This is a genomic window from Kitasatospora misakiensis (assembly GCF_042656005.1).
Taxonomy (GTDB): Bacteria; Actinomycetota; Actinomycetes; order Streptomycetales; family Streptomycetaceae; genus Kitasatospora; species Kitasatospora misakiensis.
On record NZ_JBHSOF010000008.1, the window covers coordinates 15,753 to 32,544 of the forward strand.

Sequence of the window (16,792 nt, forward strand, 5' to 3'; positions counted from 1 at the left end):
GACCGCATGATTTGCCACCGGTTCGCACCATTCGCACCCCGGGTGATTTGAATCACCGTAGGCCATCTTTGTCGACTCCTCGACATGGGATGTAAGCGACCCATAAGGTCGGCTGGCCTTTGATCAACTGGCCGTTCCCATGGACACGGTCACCAACGGAGGGGTGACGGTGTTCTCTCACCGTGCTCGCTCGGCCCGCCCTCGGGCCCCCTACTCGCGACGCTCGCGGACCGCCCTGGTCAGCACCCTGGCGGTCGTCGCCTCCCTGATGGTGCCCGCCGGAGGAATCGCCTTCGCGGCGGCCCCGGACTACCACCGCGTCTGGTCACCGCCACAAACGCCTCTTCCCGGCACGGCCTCGGTCACCGGCAAGGACACGCCCCGCCCGACAACGGCCCGTGCGAAGACCGAGCCCGTCAAGCCCGCGCCGGACAGGAGCGGGAAGAACGCTCCCGCCGGCGCCGCGACGGTCGAATTGGCGGAGGCTCCCGCCGTCGGCACACTCACCGCCCTCTCCGACAGCCGTGGCAACACGGTCCAGGAGCCCGCGGCGGCTGCCGCCGCGAAGGCCGGCGACCTCCCGGTCTGGGTGTCGTCCATAGCCGGCGGGGGCAACCCCTCACCCGCCCGTCGAACCGACGGAGCCGGCTCCGCGACCAACCCCAAGGTCAGCGTCACGGTCGCCGATACCGCCACGGCCAAGGCCGCAGGCGTCAGCGGCGCGCTGGTCTCGCTCTCCCTCGCGGACCAGCACACCGCCACCAAGGCCCGCGTCAGCCTCGACCCCATTGCGCTCGCGCCCGCCTACGGCGGCGACTGGGCGAACCGCGCCAGCCTGGTCACCCTGCCCGCCTGCGCGCTCACCAGCCCCGGCGCCCAGCAGTGCCAGACCCGCACCCCCGTCCCCTCGCACCTCGACCCGCAGACGAAGAAGCTCGTCGCCGACGTCGACCTGCCGGCCGCCGCACCCGCGGCCTCGCCGTTCGCGAAGACCTCGGCCGTAGCCGCGGCCGGTGCTCCGGCCGCGGCGCCTGCCATGGTCCTCGCCCTGCAGGGAGCACCGAGCGGCGGCTCCGGCACCTACAGCGCCACCAGCCTGAACCCCAGCCAGGGCTGGGCGGCCGGTGGATCGTCCGGCTCGTTCACGTACAACTACCCGGTCCAGATGCCGCCCAGCCTCGGCGGCGGCGTCCCGCAGATCGGCCTGTCCTACGACTCGGCGTCCGTCGACGGCAAGACCTCCGCGACCAACTCCCAGGCGTCCTGGATCGGCGAGGGCTGGGACCTCGGCTCGGGCTTCGTCGAGCGCTCCTACCAGCCGTGCTCGAAGACCGGCATCGACGGGTCCGGCGACCAGTGCTGGGGCGGTGCCAACCTGACGCTCTCCCTGGCGGGCCACTCCGGCCAGCTCATCCCGCACGACGGCTCCTGCGACACCTCCGACCCCCGCTTCGAGCTGTCCAAGTGCACCTGGCGCCTGCAGTCCGACGACGGCACCAAGGTCGAGTTCCTCACCGGTGCCGACAACGGCACCTGGAACGGTTCCTTCCTCAAGGTCACGGACACCAGCGGCAGCGTCTACTACTTCGGTCTCAACCACCTGCCCTCGGCTCAGGGCACTCCGACCAGCACCGGTCCCGCAAGCCAGTCGGCCTGGACCGTCCCGGTGTTCTCCCCGAAGCCCGGTGACCCCTGCTACGACTCCGCCAAGGGCAACGCGTCCTGGTGCCGGAGCGCCTGGCGCTGGAACCTCGACTACATCGTCGACCCTCACGGCAACCTGACCACCTTCACCTACGACCCCGAGACGAACCACTACGCGCTCGGCGCCGGCCAGAACCACGGCAACGGAACCAACGCCGAGTACACGCGCGCCGGCACCCTTCACACCATCGGCTACGGTCAGCTCCTCTCCGACCAGCTGAACAGCAACGGCGCCCACCAGCCCGCCTCCCAGGTCGTCTTCGAAAGCGGTGAGCGCTGCCTCGCCGGCGACACTCCCTGCCGGGCCGAGAACCGCACCCCTGAGAACGCCGGCAACTGGCCCGACGTCCCGGTGGACCAGCAGTGCGCCGCCGACGGAGCCTGTGCCAACGCGGGCCCCAGCTTCTGGACCAGCCGATGGCTCAACACCATCACCACCAAGGTTCGTGTCAACGGTGAATACCGGACGGTCGACACCTACGAACTCAAGCACTCCTTCAAGGATCCGCACGACACCAGCAACAACCCGGGTCCCAATCTCGTGGCGGACCCCCAGATCCCCTGGCTCGACTCGGTCCAGCGGACGGGCCACAGCAACGGCCAGAACGACATCGCGCTGAACCCCGTCACGTTCAAGGGGATGGCGCTGCGCAACCGCGTCGACGGACTCAACCCGGTCAGGTCGGACTTCTTCCGCTACCGGATGGAGGCCATCACCACCGAGACCGGCGCCACCATCGGTATCGACTACTACCGCCAGTCGTGCTCGCGCAATGACAACGTCATGCCGCCCTCCCCGGACAACAACCAGAAGTCCTGCTTCAACGTCAAGTGGTACGAGCCCAACGCCACAGCGACCGACAGTCCCGTCGACGACTGGTTCCTGCGCTACCCGGTCCACATCGTGACCGTCAACCCGCTCTCCGACTTCATCAAGGGCTCCGTCACCCAGACCACCAGCTACACCTACGGTGACGCCGCCTGGCACCGCAACGACGCCGAGGGCATCGACAGCGCCGTCCGCACCTGGGACCAGTTCCGCGGCTACGCCTCCGTCACCACCGTGAGCGGCTCGGGCGAGGACGGCCCGAAGAGCAAGACCGCCACCTACTACCACCAAGGCATGGACGGCGACCACGACGCCGCCGGCAACGCCCGTACCGACGTCAAGCTCGCGGGCCCGACCAGCGGCCCCGCCACCGACCACGACTGGCTCGCCGGCCAGGTCCTCGAATCGGACACGTACGCCGACAGCAACGCCGACTACAGAGTCCCCGCCGCAAGCAGCGTCAACACCAGCACCGAGCCCGCGGTGGTCGCCACCCACAGCCGGGGGAACTCCCTGCCCCCGCTCCAGGCCCGGTACGCCTCGCCTGCCCAGAGCACCGTGACCGCCAGGGCCAGGAAGGCCGACGACACCTGGCGCACGACCACGGACACGACGTTCGTCGAGGCGAACGCGCCCTACCGTCCCTCGAAGGTCCTGCAGAAGGCCGACGGCACCCCGGACGTCTGCGTGCGCACGGACTACGCGGCCAACCCGGCCTCGCCCATCGTCAACGCCGTCTCCCAGACGCTCACCGTCTCCGGTGAGAACGCCTGCGACGCGACCCCCACGGCGGCGAACACCGTCGCCGGCGGTCGCACCCTCTACGACAACCAGCCCTACGGCGTTGTCGGCACCACCGCGTCCGCCACCGGCCTCCAGGTACTGGAGAAGTACGACGCCAACGGCACCGCCCAGTGGACCACCACCGGCGCCAGCGCGTACGACGCCTATGGTCGTCCCACCAGCGTCACCGACCCCACCACGACCGACAGCGCGCACCCGAACGGTGCCACCACCACCACCGTCTACAGCTCCGCCGCACCGGGCGAACTGCCCAACAAGAACACCGTGGTGGCGCCCGCCCCGGCCGGCACCCCCGAGGCGGCCACCGGCTGGACCTCCACCGTCACCCTCGACCCCACCCGGTCCCTGCCCCTGACCACCACGGACGCCAACGGCCGTACCGTCACCCAGACCTATGACTCCCTCGGCCGACTGACGGCCGTCTGGCAGGCCGGCCGCGGCACCAGCTCGCCCGCCGACTACAAGTTCACCTACCAGCTCAGGAACGACGGTCCGTCCTCGATCACGACCCAGACACTTCGGGCCACTTCGAGGTACCAGCAGTCCATCCAGATCCTGGACGGCCTCGCCCGCGTCGTGCAGACGCAGACCGACCCGGCGATCTCCGCCTACGCGGGCCGGCTGATCACCGACACCTTCTACGACTCCCACGGGCGTCCCGCCGAGACCAACAACACCTACTACAACAACCTCAACCCGCCCAGCACCATCCGCTTCGAGCCCGACAACTCCAAAGTCCCCGACCAGTCCAAGACCTTGTACGACGGCATGGGCCGTGTGGTCACCAGCCAGTCCCTCGCCTACGGCGTGCCGCAGAACACCACCACCACCTCGTACCCCGAGCCCGGTCGCGTAGACGTCACCCCGCCGACCGACGGCCGGGCCACCACCACGGTCAGCGACTCGCGCGGGCGCACCCTGCAGCTGTGGCAGTACCGGACCCCGGCCCCGACCGGCAACCCCGCCGACGCGGACGTCACCTCCTACAGCTACTCCCAGCTCGGCACCGAAGCCTCCCGCACGGACGCCGCCGGCAACACCTGGACGTACAGCTACGACCAGCGCGGGCGCCGCACCGGCACCAGCGACCCCGACGCCGGCACCAGCACCGTCACGTACGACACCGCCGGTCGGGTGGCCGGTTCCACCGACGCCCGCGGGCAGAGCGTCGTCTCCACCTACGACCTCCTCGGGCGCCCGACGGGCACCTACAAGGACTCGGTCAGCCCCGCCAACCGGCTCACCGGCCACACGTACGACACCGTGGCCAAGGGCAAGCCCGCCACCTCCACCCGCTACGTCGGCGGCCAGAGCGGCGCGGCGTACACCACCGCGGTGACCGCGATGGACACCGCCTACCGGCCCACCAAGACCACCGTCACCATCCCCGGCAGCGAGGTCGGGCAGGCCAACCCGCTCACCTTCACCTACCAGGCCGTCTACAACCCCATCACCGGCGCGCTCACCAAGCAGAGCCTGCCCGCGGTCGGCGACCTGTTCAACGAGACGGTCACCTACAACTACGAGGCCTACGGCCTCCTGCATGACATCGGCGGACTCGGCGGCATCGCCTACGACGTCCAGTCCGACTACGACGCCTACGGCCGCAACATCCGCTCCACGATGAACCCGTACGGCACCCAGATCGTCACGACCAACACCTTCGACGAGTCCACCGGGCGCCCGATCAGCCAGTTCGTCGACAAGCAGACCGCGACCACCGGCTCGGTCCAGCAGACCACCTACGCCTACAACCAGGTCGGCCGGATCACGGCGATTCGCAGCATCCCCGACAACACCCCGTCCGCGACCGACCTGCAGTGCTTCAGCTACGACTACCTCGGCCGCCTCACCACGGCCTGGAGCGACACCGGGCGCCTCTACCAGGAGCCCAACCCGGTGGTCGGCGGCCAGGGCCGCTGCACCAACGACACGCCGACCAGCGGCGCCCAGGCTCCCGCCCGGACCACCGTCGGCGGCTCCGCCCCCTACTGGCAGAGCTACCAGTACGACCTGACCGGCAACCGCACCGGCATGGTCGCCCACGATCCCGGCGGCGACACCTCCCGGGACGTCACCACCACCCAGACCTTCCCGAACGCGGGCACCCGCAACACCCCGACCGCGGCCCCCGGGACCGGCGGCGGAACCGGCGGCCCGCACGCCCTGCTCACCTCCACCAACCGGGTGGGCGGCGACAACCCGACCACCAGCACCGCGCAGTACGACGCGGCCGGCCACACCACCGCGATCACGGACACCGCCGGGACCACCACCCTCACCTGGAACGGCGAGGACCGTCTGGAGTCCCTCACCAAGACGGGCAGCGGCGCCACCACGTACGTGTACGACGCCGACGGCAGCCAGCTCGTCCGGCGCAACCCCGGCAAGACGACCATCAACCTGGCCAACGGCGACGAGTTGGTCTACGACACCGTCACCAAGTCGCTCACCGCCTCGCGCTACTACTCCATCCCCGGCGGCATCACCCTGGTCCGCCAGGGCGGCAACGTCCTCACCTACCAGTTCGCCGACCACCACGGCAGCAACTCCCTGGCCATCAACGCCAAGACCCTGGCCGAGAACCGGCGACCCACCGACCCCTTCGGCAACCCCCGCGGCAACCAGCCCTCCATCTGGGCCGGCGACCACGGCTTCGTCGGCGGCACCAAGGACGATGTCACCGGCCTCACCAACCTCGGCGCCCGCCAGTACCAACCCACCACAGGCCGCTTCCTCAGCCTCGACCCCGTCCTCGACGCCGGCGACCCCCAACAGTGGAACGGCTACGCCTACTCCGAGAACGACCCGGTCAACAAGTCCGACCCGAGCGGCCTCCGCTCCGAGGAGTGCGGCACGCTCTACGAATGTGGCGCGGCCGGCACCATCACTATGAGCAACGCGGCGGAGACCACCGCGAAGTACCAGAAGGGCGTCACACCCGCGCCCATGCCAGGCCCGGCCGAGCCTGGCACGGCCAACGCCGGCACGTCTGGCACTGACGGAGGCGGCACCCCTGCCTCCACCCCGGTGAACCAGAGCGCCAAGAAGGCCTCGGACGCCAAAGCCAAGGTCATGGACGTCGGCAAGAAGCTGGCGAAGATCGTCTCCGACGAACTGGGCATCACCTCCGCCATCGACTGCGTCACGACCGGAGACCTCGGCTCCTGCGGCGAGACAGCGCTCAACGTCGTGAGCAGCATGTTCAGCGGAGGCCCGCTCACCAAGCTCCTGGCCAAGTACGCGTTCCGCTGGAACAAGGCCTACGAACTCGCCAAGACCCTCAAGACCCTCGCCGGCGAACTCTTCGACGGCCTGAAGACCTGGCGCCGGGAATCCAAGGCCGCCAAGGAAGCGGAAGACGCCGCTGCCGCCGCCTGTCCAATCGGGGCTCCGCACAGCTTCCCGCCGACGACACCCGTTCTCCTGGCTGACGGCAGCGCCAAGCCCATCGGCGACATCACCACCGGCGACCAGGTCCTGGCCACCGATCCCCAGACCAACACCACCTCCGCCGAAACCGTCGTCAACACCATCGTCACCCCCGACGACACCCTCTTCACCGACCTCACCCTCACCTCCGCCACCACCTCCCCCAGCACCCTCACCTCCACCCAGCACCACCCCTACTGGAACATCACCACCGCCCGCTGGACCCCCGCCGCCGACCTCCAGCCCGGCGACACCCTCCGCACCGCCGACGGCACCCCCGCCACCATCCAGTCCACCCGCAACTACGAACTCGCCCCCACCGAAGCCCGAGACCTCACGGTCTCCAACCTCCACACGTACTATGTGCTCGCGGGGACCACGCCAGTCCTCGTGCATAATTGCGGTGATGCCTCAGATGATTTGATCACGGTATATCGAGGAACTGACCACGGACTGGAGAATGCAATCGCGGATGAATCGGGTCACCTGATGAGCGATGCTGCCCGGAGTACATACGCGGGGACTGGGTCGATGGAGGCCGCGATGAAGGCATCCGAGCATGCTCACTCGAATGCGCTTTCGGCTTGGGGATCTGCCGATACATATGCCCAGGCGCACGGGGCGTTCGGTACGGAAATCTCCCAGATCGGCCCTCGGTCAATGATGTCATTCACTACAGACATCAAGGTGGCGCGAAGTTTCGGCGGAACGGTCTATTCTGCAACAGTTCCTCGAAGTCAAGTAATTATGCAAACGCTACCCGGTGCGGGAGAAGCTGAAGTGCTTATCGCGCACATGGTGGCAGTTGCGAGGCTATAGGTGTACGTGGAGATCGTTCTCGGCATGCTCCCGGTGCGTTACTACACTGGGGCAAGCGAGCTAGACTCAGGGGACATCCTGCCTGGCCAGGGCGCCGAGTGGGAGCGGACCGTTTCTCGGTCAGGCAGCTTGAGGCGCATCATTATGGCCCTGCCAGGTGGAAGAAGCGTCAGACTGTTCCTGCATTGGAGCGATGGTACAGATCTAGAGGAACTCGACGAGAGGGTTGCCGGCGGCCAGCCTTGTGAAAGCTTCTTTGCTGGCGCGCTGGTGGGTACCGACATGTCTCTTCGGTGCCGTAATTGCGGAGGGAAATTCGCTGGCGTCGTGGCTGACACGGGGAATCCGCTCTTGGTGGATATGGCGGCCCGGCTTCGTGCTCACGATTATGTCGAATCCTGTCCGGCATGTGCTTCAAGGTGGCAGCCTCACGTACTTCAGGTGTTCGACCTAGCGTGAAAGCGGGGCCCGCTGGAGATTTTCCAGCGGGCCCCGCTTTCTCTGCTAGAGATAGATGTGACAGTCAGCTGATCCAGTTGGGCCGGAGCGCCTTAAGAGAGCCTATTTGGATGGCCCGCTATTTCGGCTTTAGTTAGCCCGGCTCTTCAGGGATGACGGCAGTAGTTGACGGCAACATCAGCGGACGGGGGCTGTACAAAGCGGCGGGTCGTCACTGCCGTCGGGCTTGCTGACGGACTTCGAGGGCTTGCCGAGGGCGTGGCCGAGCAGGTCGATGGCGTCGCGCTGGAGGCGGAGCCGCACGTGGGCGTACACCGTCGCGGTGACGCCGATGTGGGCGTGGCCGAGGAGTTCCTTGATGACGACGAGTTCGACGCCCTGTTCCAGGAGGAGGGTCGCGGTCGAGTGCCTCAGATCGTGGAACCGGATCGCCCGGAGGCGGGAGCGGCGGAGCATCGCGTTGAAGTGCCGCGTGAGGGTGGCGGGTTCGATGGGGTGGCCGTCCGGGCGCGTGAAGACGAGGCCATCGTCCACCCACTGTGTGCCGGCCTGCTGCTTCTCCCGGGCCTGCCGGTCACGGTGTGAGCGGAGCGAGGCAACGCAAACGCCCGGGAGGGCGATGCGGCGTTCCGAGCTGATGGTCTTGGTCGGCAGGGTGGTGAGGCCGCCGGTGCGGGTGCGCTGGAGGGTGCGGCGGATGCTGGCGGTGCCGGCGTCGAGGTCGAGGTCCTCCCAGCGCAGGCCGAGGAGTTCGCCCTTGCGGAGACCGGTGCGCAAGGCGAGTTCGAAGAGGGCGTGGAGGCGGTGGCTGTGAGCGGCGGTGAGGAAGGTGCGGGCTTCGTCGGCGGTGAGGGGTTCGAAGCGGCGGGGGCGGGGTGTGCCGGTGCGGACGTTGCGGGCGACGTTGCGCGGGATCTCCTCCTCGCGCACCGCGTGCTCCAACGCGGACTTCAGCACGGAGTGGATGTAGGCGAGCGTCAGCGGTGAGAGGTACTTGCGGCAGCACCTGCCGATGGCGCAGCAGCGCGGACGGCGGCTGGCCTGAGCATTGGGCTTTCGCCGGGCGTCGATGCCGCGCGCGCAGCACTGGCAGACGGTCCGCAGCCCGTTCAGCCAGCTCCGGATGTCCTTGGCGGAGAGCTTGGCGAGCTTCTTCTTTCCCAGGCCGGGGATGAGGTACTGGTTGACGCAGGCGGTGTAGCGGGTGTGGGTGGTCTCGCGGAGCTGGTGGACGGCGACGTTTTCCAGCCAGTACATCAGATAGGCGGCCAGACTCCCTTGGGCGGAGACGACCGGGACGCCGCGGTTGCTGGCGGCGGTCTTCTCGGTGAGCTTGGCGAGGGCTTCCTTGCGGGTGGTGCCGTAGACGCGGACTCGTTTGCGGGTGTCGCCGGGGGCGAGGACGTAGCCGGCGGCTTCCCAGCGGCCGTCCTTGCGCTGGTAGACGGTTCCGTCGCCGTTGGCGCGGACGCGGCGGGAGGCGGGGGTTTCGCGGGGTGTGGCCATCAGGCGGCTTCCTGTTCGAGTCGGGTGCGGATGAAGTCGGTGAGGGCGTAGGCGGGGATGCGGCGGGCGCGGCCGAGGGTGATGGAGGCGAGTTGCCGGGAGCGGAGCAGGTCGTAGACGGCGGAGCGGCCGAGCTGGAGGCGGGCCATGACCTGGGGGACCGTCAGCAGGCCCTCGGTCGTGCCCGGCCCGGGGAGCAGAGCGGTCATGAAGGCCCGCCCTCTGCGGTGAACTGTCGTTCCGCTTCTCTGCGGTGCCATACGGTGGCGGCGAGGAGTTCGGCGCCGGGGCTGTAGCCCGAGCCGTGGTAGGTCCAGTGGCCGATGACGAGGGTCGTGTTCGGGTCGAGGTCGGGAAGGCCGGTGTGTGTGCGGGCCTGTTCGGTGCGCCAGGTGCGGCGGGCGTCGCGCAGTTGGCCGAGGGTGACTGAGTAGCAGCGGGACTTGGTGGAGAAGTGGCCACGGAAGCCGAGCATGTGCGCCCACTTCCAGAGCTTGAGGTCGGCGAACTCCGGGCGCTTGCCCAGCTCCCAGCAGGTGCGGATCATCTGCCGCACGTGGCGTTCGACGGCGAGGCGGGGCAGCGGCCGGGCCTGTCCGGTGCCGCCGCAGGCGGTGCATGTGATCGGGGTGCCGTGTGCGGCCAGGGTCATGCCGCGTCCCTGGCAGGGGCGGCAGAACAGGGCGCGGTCGAGAGCGCCGGATGAGTCGGCGGACTTGGTGGCGTACTTGGCCACGTAGGCGGCGACCGCGTGATCGGTCAGCTCGGCGTCGGTTCCGAAGGCGGCGACCTCGCGCACGTCGAGCTGTTCGCCCCAGGCGAGTTCGCGTTCCCCGACCGCATCCGAGACGACGCTGATCGAGACGCGGGCGGCGGCGGCCCGGATGGCGTCGGCGAGCAGGGTCACAGTGGCGGACGGGGGCGGGGGCTGGGTGCTGCCGTCCGGTCCGTCGAGGCGGATCACGGCGTGGAAGTGGACCAGGCCGCGCTTCTGGTACTCGGCGACCTTGGCGAAGGAGACGCGCAGCACCGCGCGGGCCGCCTTCTGGGTGAGGCCGAGCCGGGCGGCGATCTCACGGCGCAGGTAGATCGTGAAGCGTGCCCACAGGGCGGAGGCGTGGGCGTTGAACAGGACCGCGCCCGGGTAGTCGTAGGTCTTCGGGTCCAGCGGTGTGCCGAGCAGCGCGTCTGCGGGTTCGTGGCGCTTGCCGCAGCGGCAGGGCCGGAGGGCACCGCCCGGGTCGGTGGGGCGGTTGTGGACGGGGCCGAAGGAGGGGGCGGTGAGTGTGGCGAACACGCGGGGGTGGGTGCGGACGGTGTCCGGCACGTTCTTGCCGCCGGTCAGGCCCGCCCGGATCAGTTGGAACGTGTCGGCGGCGTAGACGCGGGAGCAGGCCGGGCAACGCGAGGCGCGGCGGTTGCCGCAGGCCGTCAGCAGGCTGCCTGTGGGCTCGTCGGCGGTGGTGTAGGAGCGCAGTATCTCCCCGGTTGCCGTGTCGATGGTGGTGGTCTGGCCGAGCAGGCGCACGGGTTCGGTGCAGCCGCCGAGGCGGTCGATCTGCTGGTGTGCGCGGTCGAAGTCGTGCAGGTTGACCAGGTGGATCAGGTCCCGCACGGCGGGGCTTGCCACGTGGCGCAGGTCCAGGGCGACCATGTCAGGGCGTGTCCCTTCTGTCGGGTGGTGTGGCCCCGAGCAGCAACCAGCTAGGCAGGAAGGCGTGTTGGTGCTGCTCGGGGCATGGGAAGCCGAGCCCGGTCGGGCGGGGTCGGTCAGGTGCGGAAGGGGCCGGCGGGCTCAGGCGGAGAGCTGAGCGTGTGCGGCGGTGGCCAGCGGCAGCGTGACGCCCAGGCGGGCCTTCAGCTGACCGGGCGTGATGTGCTCGCCCTGTTCGGCGTGATGCGTCTCGGCGATGCGCCGGGCAGCGATCAGCAGGGCCTCAGGGACGGCCGGGAGACGGGCGGGCGCGGTCGTCCTGGCCGGCACGGGAGCAGGCTCGGGCTCAGCGGCGACGACCACGACCGGGGCAGGTGCCGGCTTGGAGTGCGGTACGAGGGCGGGTTCCGGTGCGGGGCCGAGTGTTGCGAGCGGGTCCGGCAGGTGTTCAACGGCCGGAACCGGGGCGGGGGCCTGCGCCGGGTTCGGGGTGCTCAGGGTGTGGAAGTGGCGGAGGAACTGGGGGCCGACCTGGCCCCAGCCGAGCAGTAGCAGCGGGGCGACCGCATCGACGGCGGCACGGCCGTAGTGTCCGGCCGCCAGGGGTTCGGCGACGTTCAGGGCCAGGGTCAGCAGGCCGCACAGGTGCATCAACCGCGTCGCGGCCGTCAGCTCCCCCTGCGGGACGCCGCGCAGGGACAGCAGGCGCAGACCGACGAGGAGCCCGATCACGGACAGGTCAACCATGGGGGCGATCAGCGGTGCGACCGGGTGGGGCACCCCCAGGCGCAGGGCCAGTGCCCAGACGTTGCCGAAGGAGAAGACGAACGCCAGCACGGCGATGACCGCCATGACCACGGTCACGGTGCGCTGTGTGAGGCGATCCTCGGCCATCAGGCCAACTATCCTTTCTTGATGGCGAGTTACATGAGTCGTCAGGCTGCTTCGGTCATCAGGGTGTCGGCGTCATCGTCCATGAAGGTGGGCTTCCAGTCGACCGGGCCCGGGTAGACGTCGAGGTACGCGGCCGGGTCTTCGGTCAGGTGGGCGGTGTCGACGGCGACCCGGGCCGCGTCGGCGTCGGACACATACGGGGTGCGCACGCGGGTGAAGCCCGGACGGCCCTGCACTCCCATCGAGGCCACCCCGACGTAGGCCGGGTCCTGGAGGTTGACCGGGTTCGCGTCCGGCCAGTTGCGGATGTCGTCCCCGAGCGCGGCCACGGAGGCTTCCGCCGTCTTCTGCGCGAAGGACAGTCCCAGCGGGCACACGTCCCGGATGAACGTGGGGATCGCGTCGCCGGTGGCCTTCTGGGTGGCCAGGATGACCATGATTCCGACGCTGCGGCCCTTCTTCACCAGGTCCTCGACCAGCCGGGCGTTCTCCGCCGACAGGGCCGCCAGCTTCTTCGTCTCGGCGTCGTTGCCCTTGTACTCGCGGAAGTAGGTGTGTGCTTCGTCGATGATCAGGATGGTCAGCGGCCAGTTGCGGGACGGCCCGACGTGCCACATGTTCTTCACGCCCAGCACGGCGCGGATGGACGAGGACCGGCCCCGCCGCAGCTTCACCATGCGCTTGAACAGCGCGCTGGCCTCCGCCAGATCGTCACCCGCGAAGGCGAACAGGCGGGGTGTCAGATCGGCGTAGTCCCCTTCGTGGGCGGTGGAGACCTTCCCGTCCGCCACGGCGAACTGCACCGCGTCGGAGGGGGCCAGGTCGCAGATGAGCTTGTTGATCAGTGACGTCTTCCCGAAGCCGGGCAGGCCGGCCACGGTCACCCCGGGAACGTTCGCCAGCGGCAGGCTCACGTCGTCGGCGTACTCGTCCAGCCCGAGCCCCCACGTGTCCAGGCTCCCCGGCACCGTTCCCGTGGGGACGTGCTCGGTCGGAGTGATGAGCGGGTCCAGGCGCACGGCCCGGATCACCACCTGCCCGGGACCGTCCGGCAGAACGGACACCCGCGTGCAGCGCCAGGCGTCGGCGAGGAAGCGCGCCGAGCGCTGGAACTCCTCCAGCCCCACCCTGGGCAGGCACTTGGCCCGCACCACCACCCCGAACCGGTCCGGCTTCACCTTGATACGCGGGACCAGGACCCGGGGCTTGGGCACCTCCCCCTCACGGCTGACCAGCTCGGCCAGGAACGTCGGCGTCTTGTCCGTCACCGACAGACCCGCCATCTTGGCCAGCCGCTCCCACCCGAACCGGATGCGCATCCCCTGCCGGATGCTCGCCCGCGTCTCACGATCGACCCGCAGGTACCGGACCAAGCCGACCACGGCCCACAGGGCCGCCAGGGCGAGCACCGCCCCGATCAGGACCGGGGCGATCTCGTTCACGTCCTTCACTTCACGCCTTCCACGTTGTAGATGAGCCCGAGGGCGAACCGGCTGCCGGCACCGGTTGACACGGGCAGCCGGAAAGCCAATGCCCTTACAGCGCAGCTCACTTGACCGCCTCAAGGCGCCCTGCTCGGTAGGCGATGCCCTCCGAGAGCTGGCCGTTGAAGATCCGCGCCCACGGGGTGGCGAACAGGTCCACCGGGCGCACCATGACGCCCGGCTTGAGCCCGTCGGGAAGGCCGGACTGCGGGACGGTGAGCTTCATGACCTCCGCGCGCCCCTCCTCCATGAGCATCACCGTCACGGTGAACAGGTGCTCGCCCGTCTCGCGGTCGGTGGCGATCTCCCCGGTCTGCGGGTCCTTGATCTTCGGCGTCGCATCGGTGCCCGTCATGCAGATGGCAGAGGGCAGCAGGCCGACGCGAATCCTGGTCATAGCCATGGCAGTTCCCTTGTTTGGGGGTCGCTTGTTCGACCCGCCAGAACCCTAGCCGCACAACTGAAACAAGCGCAACAAGCGATACACATGGAACAAGCGTTGGTAGCGCTACAGCCGAGACGAGGCCCCTGCTCGTGTGTCATCTGTGCTAGGCCCCGCTACCCTCAGAGGCATGACGCTGCCGTTTGAAGAGGACTCCCGGCCCCCGTATATGCAGGCCGCCGCTGCCCTGCGCCAGGAGATCCTCGAAGGCCGGCTGGCCCCTGGGGACAAGCTCCCGACGGCGCGCGAGCTTCAAGAGAAGTACGGACTCGCCAGCTCGACCATCCAGAGCGCCCTTCGGGTACTCAAGAACGAAGGGCTGATCTACTCCGTCCAGAGCCGGGGCAGCTACGTCCGGCAGCGCTCAGGTTCAAAGGCCAAGCCCGGCAAGGAAGTTCTCAAGAGAACATCGTTCATGACCGAAGCCATGGACGAGCTCATGCACACCTTGGGATTCAGCCAGGAGTTCATTCACGCCGGGCGCCCGGAGCCCGCCTACCTCGTCCAGGGGCAGCCTGGCCCGACCTCCGAGAGCCCCGCGGAGGCCGTCGAGGACAAGACGGCCCCCGACCAGACGACCGCCGAGCGGATCAAGGAACTGACCGAGGACGAGCTGACCCAGCAGGCTGTTGCCTTGATCGGCGAACTCCAACGCCTTGAGGAGATCTACCAGAAGGCCCAGGACACGGCCCGCCTGCTCGCAGAGGAGCTGTTCCATCGGCGGGAGGCTCGGGAGCACCAGACCGAAGAGCCGCACACGCCTCAGTGAGGGCTCCCACCGCCCGCCAGGACCTCAGCTCCACCTCCACCGGACGACTGGGGGCACTGGATTCCGAGAAGGTGCCAGCCGCGCGCAGCAGCTCCAGGCGTATCCGCGGTGGCGAGGAAGACTGGCAGAGCCGGTAGAGCCGGAGCTGTTCAGAGTTTCTTTACTGGATCAAGGCGGCCCGCTGTCGCGGGCCGCGCGCGCCCGGCCCGGCGGGGCCGCCGCCCGCTCCTGTCTCCGCCCCGCTCAGCGACGGCCCCGCCCGTCCGGGCGCGCAACACCAGCGAGAGCAGCGCAGTCCGCAAAGCTCTACCGTAACCCCTTGCCCTCCCTCCGAGGGACCAGGGGGCCGAGCAGTGGCGCGCCACCGTCGTGGTGAGAGGTCGCGGGTCGCGGGTCGTGCCCCTCGCCGGCCGGTCCCCGGAGGCGTACCAGGAACCCCCGGGGGCCGCCAAGGCCGAGCGCAAGCGTCACCTGGTGAGCCTTGGCGGCCCCCGGAGAACCCTGGTCCGGCGAAGCTGCCCGACCGACGAGGGACCCGTCCCGCTCAGGCCCGCAACCTGCCGCAGGCAGCGGCGCCACGTCGCTTCAGTCAACCGCGTGCCCACCACCCCGCGCGGTGGTGGGTCACTGCCTGGGGTGGGTATCTGCCGGTTAGCCCCGGTCAGTTCGCCCGCCCGGCGTACCGTGGCGCTGGAGGTGGTGCAGATGACGATGGAACTCGCGGACAACGTTCGGAAGTACCGGCGCCGGACCGGGCTGAGCCAGGAGGAACTGGCTCACACCGCAGGCGTGTCGCCGGCCACGGTGCGCAAGGTCGAGCAGGGCGGAACGGTCCGCATGGAGACGCTGCACGCGCTCGCCCGCGCCCTGGGCGTGACCACGGCGACCCTGCTGGCACCGGACGCCCCAGAACCGGTGGGCCGGGCGGAGGAGCCGAACCGGCTCAACCTCATCCAGCTCCGCGCCGCCCTCACGCCTCCGGTGGGGCTTGCCGACCCGGACAGCGAGATCGCCGAGGATGAGCCCAGCCTGCGCCGCTTCCGCCGAGCGGTCCAGGACGGCGCCCTGCTGTACCACTCGGACAGCTACAAGAGCGTCGCGGCCCAACTGCCGGGGCTGCTGAGGGACGCCAACAGCGCGGTCGCCTACTTCGACGGGGGCGAGGAGCACCGTCAAGCCCTGCTGGCCCGCGCCGAGACGTTGCAGTTGGCCGGGCGGTACCTGACACAGGTACGTCAGTACGATCTCGCCTATACCGCGCTGGCCGGGGCGATCACGGACGCGCGCGCCGTCGGCGACCAGCTCACCGGAGCATCCGGTGTGATCGGGATGTGCTGGCTGCTGCTGCGGCAGGGGCGGTTGGACGAGGCAGAACAACTCGCCTCCCGGACAGCCGATGTGATCGAGCCGAGGTTGTCACGGGCGACGCCTGATGAATGTGCGGCGTGGGGGTGGCTGGCCCTGCGCGCGGCTGCCGCCGCCGGTCGCAACAACCGCCCCCAGGAGGCGCGGCACTACCACAGGGTGGCGAACACGGCGGCATCCGCCGTTGGCCGGGAGCACACCGGATCGTTCTTCCGGCACTGGACCACCTTCGGCCCCCTGACCGTCGGCATGAAGGGCGTAGAGGACGCAATGGTCCTTGGAGACGCGCGCACCGTCGTTCGCAGGGCCGGCGAGGACGCGATGTCGCCGAAGGCGTGGAAGAGCGCCGGGCGGCCCAGCGACGACAACTGGAACCGTCACCGGCTGGACGTGGCGCGCGCCCACGCACGGACGGGGGACCTTTCAGCAGCGATGGACGAGCTGACCGGCGTTCGGCGAGCCTCCCCGGAGTGGCTGAGGCACCAGCGCATGGCCGCCGAGACCATGCAAGAGATCTTGAAGAAGCGCAAGCGCACCCTTACGACCGAGATGCGCGAGATGGCCGCCTACCTGGGCGTCGTCGGATAGGCACCACGCAGCGTGGCAGTTCGGCGACCCAGGGTTGCGATCT

General features: G+C 69.3%; 9 protein-coding genes. 3 read left to right on the forward strand and 6 right to left on the reverse strand.

Annotated elements, in window-relative coordinates:
• Positions 1-169 precede the first annotated feature (169 nt).
• Complete coding sequence (locus ACFP3U_RS08970) at positions 170-7,588, forward strand: RHS repeat-associated core domain-containing protein (RefSeq protein ID WP_380224767.1); 7,419 nt, start codon at positions 170-172, stop codon at positions 7,586-7,588.
• Positions 7,589-8,224: 636 nt separating this feature from the next.
• Here the strand turns inward: ACFP3U_RS08970 and ACFP3U_RS08975 are convergent.
• The 6 genes from ACFP3U_RS08975 to ACFP3U_RS09000 form a co-directional block, all read right to left on the reverse strand.
• Positions 8,225-9,553: a tyrosine-type recombinase/integrase gene (locus tag ACFP3U_RS08975; protein WP_380224768.1), complete on the reverse strand. Its 1,329-nt coding sequence runs from the start codon at positions 9,551-9,553 to the stop codon at positions 8,225-8,227.
• A complete protein-coding gene (locus tag ACFP3U_RS08980; RefSeq protein ID WP_380224769.1) occupies positions 9,553-9,762 on the reverse strand; it encodes a helix-turn-helix domain-containing protein in 210 nt (69 codons plus the stop codon). The genes ACFP3U_RS08975 and ACFP3U_RS08980 overlap by 1 nt, the downstream gene beginning before the upstream one ends.
• Positions 9,759-11,207 carry a replication initiator gene (locus ACFP3U_RS08985; RefSeq protein ID WP_380224770.1) on the reverse strand — a complete coding sequence of 483 codons (1,449 nt, stop codon included), beginning with the start codon at positions 11,205-11,207 and terminating at the stop codon, positions 9,759-9,761. The genes ACFP3U_RS08980 and ACFP3U_RS08985 overlap by 4 nt, the downstream gene beginning before the upstream one ends.
• Before the next feature lie 141 nt (positions 11,208-11,348).
• On the reverse strand, positions 11,349-12,101 hold the full coding sequence (locus ACFP3U_RS08990) for a DUF2637 domain-containing protein (protein WP_380224771.1): 753 nt from the start codon (positions 12,099-12,101) through the stop codon (positions 11,349-11,351).
• A 41-nt stretch (positions 12,102-12,142) separates the two neighbouring features.
• Positions 12,143-13,552, reverse strand: coding sequence for an FtsK/SpoIIIE domain-containing protein (locus tag ACFP3U_RS08995; RefSeq protein ID WP_380224772.1), 1,410 nt, complete (start codon positions 13,550-13,552; stop codon positions 12,143-12,145).
• A 97-nt stretch (positions 13,553-13,649) separates the two neighbouring features.
• Positions 13,650-13,982 (reverse strand): SCO3933 family regulatory protein, encoded by a 333-nt coding sequence (locus tag ACFP3U_RS09000; protein ID WP_380224773.1) that lies wholly within the window; start codon positions 13,980-13,982, stop codon positions 13,650-13,652.
• 175 nt (positions 13,983-14,157) lie between these two features.
• On the opposite strand from ACFP3U_RS09000, the gene ACFP3U_RS09005 reads away from it, so the two are divergent.
• Both ACFP3U_RS09005 and ACFP3U_RS09010 read left to right on the forward strand, forming a co-directional pair.
• Positions 14,158-14,796 (forward strand): GntR family transcriptional regulator, encoded by a 639-nt coding sequence (locus ACFP3U_RS09005; protein WP_380224775.1) that lies wholly within the window; start codon positions 14,158-14,160, stop codon positions 14,794-14,796.
• A gap of 705 nt (positions 14,797-15,501) precedes the next feature.
• On the forward strand, positions 15,502-16,749 hold the full coding sequence (locus tag ACFP3U_RS09010) for a helix-turn-helix domain-containing protein (protein ID WP_380224776.1): 1,248 nt from the start codon (positions 15,502-15,504) through the stop codon (positions 16,747-16,749).
• Positions 16,750-16,792 lie beyond the last annotated feature (43 nt).

Bases quoted from the DNA above. Each gene is read 5' to 3' on its own strand.
- ACFP3U_RS08975 (WP_380224768.1), bottom strand. From the start codon at position 9,553: ATGGCCACACCCCGCGAAACCCCCGCCTCCCGCCGCGTCCGCGCCAAC.
- ACFP3U_RS08980 (WP_380224769.1), bottom strand. From the start codon at position 9,762: ATGACCGCTCTGCTCCCCGGGCCGGGCACGACCGAGGGCCTGCTGACG.
- ACFP3U_RS08985 (WP_380224770.1), bottom strand. From the start codon at position 11,207: ATGGTCGCCCTGGACCTGCGCCACGTGGCAAGCCCCGCCGTGCGGGAC.
- ACFP3U_RS08990 (WP_380224771.1), bottom strand. From the start codon at position 12,101: ATGGCCGAGGATCGCCTCACACAGCGCACCGTGACCGTGGTCATGGCG.
- ACFP3U_RS09000 (WP_380224773.1), bottom strand. From the start codon at position 13,982: ATGACCAGGATTCGCGTCGGCCTGCTGCCCTCTGCCATCTGCATGACG.
- ACFP3U_RS09005 (WP_380224775.1), top strand. From the start codon at position 14,158: ATGACGCTGCCGTTTGAAGAGGACTCCCGGCCCCCGTATATGCAGGCC.
- ACFP3U_RS09010 (WP_380224776.1), top strand. From the start codon at position 15,502: ATGACGATGGAACTCGCGGACAACGTTCGGAAGTACCGGCGCCGGACC.